Origin of the sequence: Kitasatospora sp. MY 5-36, from assembly GCF_001182915.1 — a bacterium.
GTDB lineage: Bacteria > Actinomycetota > Actinomycetes > Streptomycetales > Streptomycetaceae > Kitasatospora.
The window spans coordinates 1-9310 of record NZ_LFVW01000466.1 but is presented as its reverse complement, the minus strand read 5'-3'; the positions used below and the strand labels follow the sequence as shown (position 1 = coordinate 9310).

Genomic DNA, 9310 nt, shown 5'->3' with positions numbered 1-9310 from the left:
GGTGGGGGCGGGGGGAGGGGAGGGCCCCCGAAGCAGGGATCGGCGACGATCAACGGTGATGTCCGATTCCCGCCAGTCACCCCCCGCCCAGTGCCGCAAACTGGACAACGTGATCGACGACGACATCCGGTACCGAGCCGTGGACAGCCGCGACTCCCGCTTCGACGGGGTCTTCTTCACGGCGGTCACCTCCACCGGCATCTACTGCCGTCCGAGCTGCCCCGCCGTGACCCCCAAGCGGGTCAACTGCGTCTTCTACCCCAGCGCCGCGGCCGCCCAGGGGGCGGGCTTCCGCGCCTGCCGCCGCTGCCGCCCGGACTCCGTGCCGGGATCGCCCGAGTGGAACCAGCGTGCCGACCTGGTCGGCCGGGCGATGCGCCTGATCGGCGACGGCGTGGTGGACCGCGAGGGCGTGGCCGGCCTGGCCGACCGCCTCGGCTACAGCTCCCGCCAGCTGCAGCGCCAGCTGACCGCCGAGCTGGGCGCCGGCCCGATCGCGCTGGCCCGCGCCCGTCGTGCGCAGACCGCCCGCCTGCTCCTCCAGACCACCGAACTGCCCGTCACCGACATCGCGTTCGCGGCCGGCTTCGCCTCCGTCCGCCAGTTCAACGACACCGTGCGCGAGGTCTACGACCGCACCCCCAGCGGCCTGCGCGCCGAGGTCGCCGCCGGTCGCCGCATCGCGACTCCGGCCGGCGGTCTCACCCTGCGCCTGGCCTACCGCGGTGCGCTGGACAGCGAGCACCTGATCGACTTCCTCGCCCTGCGCGCCGTCCCCGGCGTGGAGGAGGTCGTCCCCGGCGCGCGCCCCGGCGTGCGCGTGTACCGCCGCACCCTCGCGCTCCCGTACGGCCACGGCATCGCCGAGGTCGAGGGCCTGGCGCCGGGCGAGCCGCCCACCCGGGGCTGGCTGGACTGTCGCCTGCTGCTCGCCGACCTGCGCGACCTGCCGACCGCCGTCCAGCGCCTGCGCATCCTCTTCGACCTGGACGCCGACCCGCTCGCGGTCGACGAGCAGCTCGGCGCCGACCCGTTGCTCGGCCCGCTGGTCCGCGAGCGTCCCGGGCTGCGCTCGCCCGGTCACGTGGACCCGCACGAGCTCGCCGTCCGCGCCGTCCTCGGCCAGCAGATCACCGTCGTCGCCGCCCGTACCCTGGCGGGACGGCTCGCCGAGAAGTACGGCACCGCGCTGCCCGAGCCCAGCGGCGGCCTGCGCCTGCTCTTCCCGACCGCGGCGGCCCTGGCCGCCGCCGATCCGGAGGACTTCGCGATGCCCGCCGCCCGCCGTCGCGCGCTCATCGGCCTGTGCGGCGCGCTGGCCGAGGGCACGGTCCGGCTCGACAGCGGGGTCGACCGCGAGGAGGCCGCGGCCGGCCTGCTGGACCTGCCCGGCATCGGCCCGTGGACGGTCGGCTACCTGCGGATGCGGGCCCTGGCCGACCCCGACGTCTTCCTCCCGAGCGACGTGGGCGTCAAGCACGGCCTGCTCCGCCTCGGCGCCGCCGGGGACCCGAAGTCCGCCGCCCGCGCCGCCGAGTCCTGGGCCCCGTGGCGCTCCTACGCCGTCCACCGGCTGTGGGCCGGCCCCGCGACCACCGGCCCCGCGACCACCGGCCCCGTAGGCACCGGGACCGACACCGGGACCGATACCGACATGAGCACCAGCATCAGTACCAGCGACACCAGTAGCACCAGCACCGGAACGGAGATCGGACGAGCATGAGCACCACCGTCTACACCACCATGGAGAGCCCCTTCGGCCGGCTGCTGCTCAGCGGGGTGCTGCCGGAGGACGGCGGACCGGCCGCGCTGGCCACCGTCACCGTGCCCGGCCAGAAGTACGCGCTGGCCGAGCCCGCCGACGACTGGGTGCGCGACCCCGAGGCGCTCGCCGAGCCGGTCGCCCAGCTGACCGACTACTTCGCCGGCAAGCGCACCGGCTTCGACCTCCCGCTCGCGCCCGAGGGCACCGAGTTCCGCCGCAGGATCTGGGCCGCGCTGGACGAGATCCCGTACGGCACCACCGTCACCTACGGCGAACTCGCCGAGCTGGCCGGGCAGGAGCCGCGCATGGTCCGCGCGGTCGGCGGCGCGGTGGGCGCCAACCCGCTGCTGATCGTCCGGCCCTGCCACCGGGTGCTCGGCGCCGGTGGCGCGCTCACCGGCTTCGCCGCCGGAGTGGACCGCAAGCGCTGGCTGCTGGACCTGGAGGGCGGCACCCTGTTCTGACCGCCGACGCCCCAGGGCCCCTGCCCCAGTAGACCCCGAGGGCTCAATTCCGAAGGTCCACCCGCCAGTTGTTGCTCCGCATGAACCGCCCGGGCGGGAACTCGAAGTCCGTCTCGCCGAGCAGTGTGAACCCCGCCTTCGCGCAGACCGCGTTGGAGGCGGGGTTGTCCACCGAGGGGAAGGCGTGCAGGTGGGGGTGCGCGGCCTCGCGGCGGGCGGCCGCGACCGCCGCGCGGGTGGCGGCAACCGCGATGCCCCGGCCCTGGAAGCCGGGCAGCACGTTCCACCCCATCTCGTGGACGGTCCGACCCTCCCACGTCCGGGTGCCGTAGCCGACCGTTCCGACGGCCTCGCCCTCGGGCAGCAGCACGATCCGGTACATGCAGCCGAGCCCGGACGGGACGAAGTCCAGGTAGCGCCGGTGCCGTACGAGCAGCTGCTCCTCGCTCTCCGGCCCGCCGACGTGCTTCTTCATCTCCGGTGTGTTGACCCGGCGCAGCAGTGCGAGGTCGTCGTCCGTCCAGGGCTCGATGCGTACGTCCGCGGTGGTCATGCCGGGGACGGTAGCGCCGGACGAGCCCCGGCGACCAGTGATTTCCGGCCGGTCGGCTTCCCGTAGGGCGGTTTCCCGCAGGCCGGTTTCCCGGCGGTGGCTTCCTAGCCGGCGGCGGGCCCCTGCTCGGGCCCGGTGCCCGGCTGGGCGAGGGCGCGGGCGAGCTGTTCCAGCGCGGGCAGCGCGTCGACGACCGCCGTGCGGTCGGCCGGGTCGAGGGTGCCGAGCGCGGCGGCGATCCGGCGTTCGTGGGCGTGCTGCCAGTCGTCCAGCTGTCGGCGCCCGGCCGGGGTGAGGGCGATCCGGGCGGTGCGGCGGTCACCGGGGTCGGCCTGGCGGTCGACGAAGCCGGCGTCGAGCAGCTTGCCGACCAGTCCGCTGACGGTGTTGGGCGCGAGCCGCTGCCGCGCGGCCAGCTCGCCGACCCGCAGCGGTGCGGCGGCCAGCGTCTGGAGGAGTTCGACCTGCGCCATCGGCAGGGACTCCCACGGGTAGTCGGTGCGGATGCTGCTGCGCAGCGCGCGGCGCAGCCGGGTGACGGTGTCGGTCAGCCGCCGGGCGTGCTCGACCGCCGGGTCGGGACTTCCGGTGGCGGGGTCGGGAACGTGTGGTGACGACGGCATGGCGGACAGCGTATCGCCTGGTACGGGGCGGTTCGGCGGCCGGTTCGGGCCTCGGGGCCGCACTGTGTTGCGGCTCTGTTGCGGGCCTCGCGGCGGGGGTCCCTCCGGCACCGTCCGTACCGTGGGACGTCTCCTGTCGCAGAGCGAGCTGCTCGTAGAAAGAACATATCTGTATCCGATATATTTGTGTCATGAATGCCACTGCCCTTGCCACGAGGCTGCTCACCGAGCGGCCCCGGCCGCGTGGCATAGCCGGCTGGCGCCACGCCCACTGGCTCGCCGTCGGCACGGTCTGTCTCGGAGCCTTCCTCGGCCAGCTCGACGCCAGCGTCATCGCCCTGGTCTTCCCCGCCCTCGGCCGCCACTTCGGCGCGGGCTTCGCCGCCGTCGAGTGGGTCGCCCTGGCCTACCTGCTGGTCCTGGTCGCCCTGCTGGCCCCGATCGGCTGGCTCTCCGACCTGGTCGGCCGCAAGACGATGTACATCGGCGGCTTCGCGGTCTTCGGCCTCTCCTCGCTGGGCGCCGGATTCGCCGGCGGACTCTGGGTCCTGGTCGGCCTCCGCGCCGTCCAGGCGGTCGGCGCCGCGATGATGCAGGCCAACAGCGTCGCCCTGGTCGCGCGCGGCGTCCCCGGGCACGCGATGCGGCGCGCGCTCGGCATCCAGGCCTCCGCCCAGGGCCTCGGCCTGGCGCTCGGGCCCATCCTCGGCGGGATGCTGGTCGAACACGCCTCGTGGCGCTGGGTTTTCTGGGTCAACGTGCCGATCGCGGTGTTCGGCATCCTGGCCGGCTGGTACCTGCTGCCCCGCACCCGGACGACCGGCGCCCCGACCGATGCCCCGGCCGCCGTACCGGGCCCCCGCGAGGGCCGGACCGGCACCCACCGGACCGGCACTCACCGGACAGCCGCTCATCGGGCAGGCACCCACGGGACGGGCACCCACCGGACCGCCCCCCGCGAGGCCGCCCGCTTCGACCTGCCCGGCCTGCTGCTGCTCACCGGGGCGACCACCACGCTGCTGCTCGCCCTGTCCACCGCCTCCGGACTGCCCCTGCCCGGCTGGGCGGTGGCCGCCCTGCTGCTCGCCTCCGCCGTCCTGGCCCTGGCGCTGGTGCGCCAGGAGCGGCGGGCCGCCCGGCCGATCCTGGCGCCCGGGCTGGTCAACACCCCGGGCGTGCGCTCCGGCCTGGTGGTGGCGCTGATCGGCTACCTGCTGCTGTTCTGCCCGCTGGTGCTGGGCCCGGTGCTGCTCACCGGCGCGGGCGTGTCGACGGCCCACGCGGGCCTGGTGGTCACCCTGCTGCCCGCCGCGTTCGCCTTCGCCGCGACCGTCGGCGGCGGGTGGCTGCCCCGGGGCTGGTCGGACGTGACCAGGTGCCGCTTCGGCGCGCTGCTCACGGCCGTCGGACTGCTGCTGTTCGCCCTGCTGCCGGCCTCGGACGCGGTGGCGTTCCCGCTGCTGGTCGCCGGTTACGGACTGGGCCTGCTGCTGCCCGCCAACAACGCCCTGGTGATGCGGGCGATCCCGGCCCAGTGCTCGGCGGTCGGCGGTGGCATGGTCAACATGGCCCGCAGTCTCGGTACGGCGCTCGGCATGGCGCTGTCCGTCCTCGGTGTCCACCTGGCGGGCGCCGCGTCCGGTGGGCGGACGGTGCTGCTCGCCCTCGCCGCCGTCGCGGCCGCCGCCGCACTGCTCACCCGGCCCGTCCGCACCCGAAGGACCGGATCCTAGGCGTCCGTACGGGCGTTCAGGGTGTCCTGGGCGCGGTTGAGGCCGCGCCGGACCAGGGTCTCCAGGGCGTCCGCGCAGCGGTCCAACTCACCCGGCATGGCGGCCAGTTCCTCCTCCGAGAACTTCTTCAGCACGAAGTCCCCGACGCTCTGGCCCTTCGGGGGGCGGCCGATGCCGAAGCGCAGCCGGACGAAGTCCCGGGTGCCGAGCACCTCGCCCACCGAGCGCACGCCGTTGTGGCCGCCGGGGCCGCCGCCGCGCTTGAGCCGGGCGGAGCCGAAGGGGAAGTCCAGGTCGTCCTGCACGACCACCAGCCGTTCGACCGGGACGCCGTGGCGGCGCAGCAGCGCGGCCACCGGGCGTCCGGACAGGTTGATGGACCACCACAGCGGCTTGGCCAGCAGCACCCGGTGGCCGTCGATGCCGATCTCGGCGGTCAGGCCGGCGAGCCCGCTCCGGCGGAAGCGGGCGTCGTGCCGTTCGGCGAGCCGGTCCACGGCGAGGAAGCCCGCGTTGTGGCGGGTGAGCCGGAACCAGGGGCCGGGGTTGCCGAGTCCGGCGATCAGCCAGGGGGCGTCGGGGGTCATGCGGGGGTGCTCCGAAGGGGGTTCTGAAGGGGGGGCGGGGAAGAACGGCGGACGGCCGGGGCGCGGCCAGGACGGTACGGGACCGTCCCCGCCGGCGCCCCGGCCGTCCGGGGAACGCGCGGAACGCGGAACAGGTGGAACAGCTGGAAGAGACCGGACAGGCCGAGCGGGGCGACCGCTCAGGAGGCGGGCACGCCGGGTTCGGCGCCGCGCTCCTTGAGCATGTCGGTCATCAGCTGGAGCTCGGAGGTCTGGGCGACCACCATCGACTGCGCCAGCCGCTTCTCGGTGTCGTTCCGGGCCTTGTCGACGTAGCCCTGGGCCATCTCGACGCCGCCCTTGTGGTGCTCGATCATCAGCTGGAGGTAGAACACCTCGGCGTCCCGCCCGTTGAGCGTGCGCAGCTTCGCGATCTGGGTGTTGGTGGCCATGCCGGGCATCAGCGAACCGTCGTGGGCCTGGTAGTCGTGGCCCATCTTCATCCACGCCATCGGCGTGGCGGTCGAGTGCTGGGACAGCCCCCACTGGTCCAGCCAGCCCATCATCATCCCGCGCTGGTTGGCCTGGGTGTTGATGATGTCGAAGGCCAGGGTGCGGGTCGGCTCGTCGGCGGTGCGGTCCCGGACGACGAACGACAGGTCCACCGCCTGCTGGTGGTGGGTCGCCATGTCGCGGGCGAACCCGGCCTCGGGGGAGTCGTCCGCCGGGACGGACAGCGTGGAGGAGCCGGACGCAGAGGTCCCGCTCGCCACCAGGGCCGGCACCCCGAGCGCCAGCGCCACGGCGGCGGCCAGCGCGGCCGGCCACCACAGGCGACGGCGGCGCGGGGCCGCGCCCTCCTCCGTACCGTCCAGGTCGTCCGGGCGGTCCGCGTCGGCGGTCACATCTGCCCCATGGTGCAGGAGGCGCCCGGCTCCTGGGTCTGCTTGCCCTGGACGTACTTGGTGAAGAACTCCTCCACCCGCGGGTCGCTGGCGCTGTCCACGGTCAGCTGGGTGCTCCAGGCGTTCAGGGTGATGGTGCCCTGCTCGTCCGGGTACGGGCTCATCATCGAGTACGGGGTCTTCTTGACCTTGTCGGAGAGGGTCTTGATGTCGTCCGGGGTGGCCTTGCCGTTGTACGTCACCCAGACCGCGCCGTGCTCCAGCGAGTGGACGGCGCGCTCGTTCTCGAGCGGCTGGTCGTAGACGTGGGCCATGCAGTCCGCCCAGATGGCGTTGTGGTCGCCGCCGACCGGCGGGGTCATCGGGTAGGTGACCTTGTCCTTGACGTGGGTGCGGCTCAGCTCGCCGAAGGTCTTCACGCCCGGGATGTCCGCGTTGGCGGCGGCCTGCTTGTCCTTCTTCTTCTGGTTCTGGTCCATGACGACCCAGGTGCCGGTGGCGATCGCACCGACCACCAGCACACCGGCCACCACCGAGGCGACGATCTTGTTGCGGCGGTCGCGGCGCTGCTCGGCGGCGCGCAGCTCGGCGATCCGGGCACGGCGGTCGAGGCCGTCCTGCTTGCCGCCGGGCTTGTTGGACTGCTTGGAGGAGGAACCCATGGTGGTCGTCCTTGTCCCCGCCGCACCGGTCGGTGGCGGCGGTCAGGTGGAGTGAGAGGAGGGACGGATCCGTCGGCGGCTGCGCCGGCGGTGGGTTCCGCTCAGGACCGGTGGACCTGGAGTTCGTGCAGGTCGGGAACCGGGTGCGCGCCGTCCAGCAGGCCGGCGGGCACCACCCGGGGCTGCGCGTCGGGCGCGGTCGGGGTCAGCGGTGACACGGCGGGCTGCGGCTGCGGCGGCGGGTTCGGCAGCTGGGCGTCCTGCGGGCAGTACGGGTGGCTGGAGCAGCCGTTGTTGCGCGGCGGCTGGCCGTCGGCGGTGCAGAGGATCCAGTGCCCCTGCTCCTCGGCCGTCCGGTGGTGGTCCGAGGGGTTCGCGGACTTGGCGACCTTCGCGGCACGGCCGGTGTAGGAGGCGTGCCCGGTGGCGACCTGGACGCTGACCACGCTGACCACCGTGACGGAGCCGGCCGGGGCCGCGGCCGTCGTCGGATGGCCGGAGCCGTCCACCGCCTTCGCCTGGCCCGCGCACGGCAGCAGCGTCAGCAGCGCGACGAGCAGCAGGACCAACAGCCCACCTGCCGGGCGGCCCGCGGATGCGGCCCTCCCCGGTCGGGGCGAACTGGGGGCCGACGCGGTCATGCGCACATTTAATCAGCCGAACGAGTGATGCGATGCCCCCCACCGGCCCCCATTTTCGGCGGCCCGTACGCCCGGATGACCAGGAAACACCCTGCTCCGGACACATCCGGCAAGCACGGACGGAACGGAAGCGGACGAACGGATGACGCGCCCGGGACCGGGCTCGCGAACCGGCAGGTGAGCGCGGTGGCCGGGACTTTCCGGTGGGTGACCGGTTGTCGCCGAAACCCGGACAGGGTCCTCGCGGGTGGAGAACAATGTCGTCAGCCCGGCCCGCCCGGGGGCGGCGCGACCACGGAACGACCAGGAGCCGCCAGATGAGCAAGCAGGGTGCACCGGCACAGCCGCACCGGCCGGACGACGGCTGGTGGGACGCCGTCTACGACGGTCCGGCGGGCACCCTCCCGGACACCCCGCACGCCGACCCGGGGGACGGCAGCGTGGACGACTGGTTCGACACGGCGGTCGGGCTCATCGGGCAGCAGCGGTCGGCTGAGCCGGAGGCGCGGCCGGATCCGGAGCCGGAGGTGGCGGTTGCGGCGGCTGAGCCTGAGGTCGAGGTCGGGGCTCCCGCGGAGCCTGACGGTTCGGAGGGCGCGGACAACCGGGACAGCATCGACGACTGGTTCGACACCGCGGTCGGCGTGATCGGCGGGGCGGAGGGGATCGGGCGACAGCGGACCTCCTCCGAGACCCACCACGTCCCGGCCCCCGCCTTCGCCGAGCCCGCGCCGAAGCCCGCGCCGGAGCCGGAGGTACAGCCGGAGCCGGTACCCGAGCCCGAGCCGGTACCTGAGCCGGTACCTGAGCCGGAGACCGTACCGGTCCCGGACCCGGTCTCGCTGGAGAAGCCCACCCCGCCGCCCGCCCCCGAGCCGGAGCCCGAGCCGGAGCCCAAGCCGGAGCCTGAGCCCGAGCCCGCCGCCGAGGCGCCGGCCGAGCCGGAGACGGCGGAGGAGCCGGAAGCCCCCGCGCCCGTCCCCGATCCCCGCCTGGCCATCCGCGCACCGCTCGCCGACGGCGGCGCCGCCGTCCCGCACGTCGGCGAGCGCCCGCCGACCTACGGACCCGAGCCGACGGCCGTACCCGAGGCGGACCCGGGCGCACTGCGCGCGCTCGTACCGGACACCGTGCTGGACGGTGCCCAGTACGGGCCGTCCGTGCTGCGCGCCGCCTCCGTCCGGGGTGACTCCGCGCGCTACCGGGGCGAGCCGCGCCGCGACGCCCTGCTGGTCACCCGGTTCGGCGAGGGCCCCGACGGCCTGCTGCTCGCCGTCCTCGGCGGCTTCGACCGTACGGGCGGCCCCGAGGAGGAGGCGCTCACCGCCGAGGCGGTCGCGGCGGCCACCGGGGAGGCGTGCCACCAGCTCGCGGCCGCGATCGGGCGCAGCCGGGCCG

General features: G+C 74.6%; 9 protein-coding genes and 1 pseudogene. 4 read left to right on the top strand and 6 right to left on the bottom strand.

Features of this window, described 5'->3' with window-relative positions; all coding sequences use genetic code 11:
* Positions 1–58 precede the first annotated feature (58 nt).
* Positions 59–1723 carry a DNA-3-methyladenine glycosylase 2 family protein gene (locus AE652_RS27165; protein WP_082345998.1) on the top strand — a complete coding sequence of 555 codons (1665 nt, stop codon included), beginning with the start codon at positions 59–61 and terminating at the stop codon, positions 1721–1723.
* Entirely contained in the window at positions 1720–2229 is a 510-nt protein-coding gene (locus AE652_RS27160) for a methylated-DNA--[protein]-cysteine S-methyltransferase (protein ID WP_049656108.1), read from the top strand. Before AE652_RS27165 ends, AE652_RS27160 begins: the two co-directional genes overlap by 4 nt.
* Positions 2230–2272: 43 nt before the next feature.
* On the opposite strand, the gene AE652_RS27155 is transcribed toward AE652_RS27160, so the two are convergent.
* Positions 2273–2782 (bottom strand): GNAT family N-acetyltransferase, encoded by a 510-nt coding sequence (locus AE652_RS27155; protein WP_049656107.1) that lies wholly within the window; start codon positions 2780–2782, stop codon positions 2273–2275.
* Between the two features lie 104 nt (positions 2783–2886).
* Entirely contained in the window at positions 2887–3405 is a 519-nt protein-coding gene (locus AE652_RS27150) for a MarR family winged helix-turn-helix transcriptional regulator (protein WP_049656105.1), read from the bottom strand.
* Positions 3406–3596: 191 nt separating this feature from the next.
* Here AE652_RS27150 and AE652_RS27145 point away from each other — a divergent pair, with 191 nt between their 5' ends.
* Positions 3597–5138 (top strand): MFS transporter, encoded by a 1542-nt coding sequence (locus AE652_RS27145; protein WP_049656103.1) that lies wholly within the window; start codon positions 3597–3599, stop codon positions 5136–5138.
* Here AE652_RS27145 and pth read toward each other — a convergent pair.
* From pth to AE652_RS27125, 4 genes are all read right to left on the bottom strand, one after another.
* Positions 5135–5725, bottom strand: coding sequence for an aminoacyl-tRNA hydrolase (pth, locus tag AE652_RS27140; protein WP_049656101.1), 591 nt, complete (start codon positions 5723–5725; stop codon positions 5135–5137). The two genes, AE652_RS27145 and pth, sit on opposite strands and share 4 nt — an antisense overlap.
* A 179-nt stretch (positions 5726–5904) precedes the next feature.
* Positions 5905–6579 (bottom strand): DUF305 domain-containing protein, encoded by a 675-nt coding sequence (locus tag AE652_RS27135; RefSeq protein ID WP_049656114.1) that lies wholly within the window; start codon positions 6577–6579, stop codon positions 5905–5907.
* A gap of 26 nt (positions 6580–6605) precedes the next feature.
* Complete coding sequence (locus tag AE652_RS27130; protein ID WP_049656099.1) at positions 6606–7271, bottom strand: DUF3105 domain-containing protein; 666 nt, start codon at positions 7269–7271, stop codon at positions 6606–6608.
* A 101-nt stretch (positions 7272–7372) separates the two neighbouring features.
* Entirely contained in the window at positions 7373–7840 is a 468-nt protein-coding gene (locus AE652_RS27125) for a hypothetical protein (protein ID WP_049656097.1), read from the bottom strand.
* A 389-nt stretch (positions 7841–8229) separates the two neighbouring features.
* Between AE652_RS27125 and AE652_RS43185 the strand changes: the two are divergent.
* Positions 8230–9310 (top strand): annotated as a pseudogene (locus AE652_RS43185) (hypothetical protein); the annotation flags it as partial.

Bases quoted from the DNA above. Each gene is read 5' to 3' on its own strand.
- AE652_RS27160 (WP_049656108.1), top strand. From the start codon at position 1,720: ATGAGCACCACCGTCTACACCACCATGGAGAGCCCCTTCGGCCGGCTG.
- AE652_RS27165 (WP_082345998.1), top strand. From the start codon at position 59: ATGTCCGATTCCCGCCAGTCACCCCCCGCCCAGTGCCGCAAACTGGAC.
- AE652_RS27155 (WP_049656107.1), bottom strand. From the start codon at position 2,782: ATGACCACCGCGGACGTACGCATCGAGCCCTGGACGGACGACGACCTC.
- AE652_RS27130 (WP_049656099.1), bottom strand. From the start codon at position 7,271: ATGGGTTCCTCCTCCAAGCAGTCCAACAAGCCCGGCGGCAAGCAGGAC.
- AE652_RS27145 (WP_049656103.1), top strand. From the start codon at position 3,597: ATGAATGCCACTGCCCTTGCCACGAGGCTGCTCACCGAGCGGCCCCGG.
- AE652_RS27150 (WP_049656105.1), bottom strand. From the start codon at position 3,405: ATGCCGTCGTCACCACACGTTCCCGACCCCGCCACCGGAAGTCCCGAC.
- pth (WP_049656101.1), bottom strand. From the start codon at position 5,725: ATGACCCCCGACGCCCCCTGGCTGATCGCCGGACTCGGCAACCCCGGC.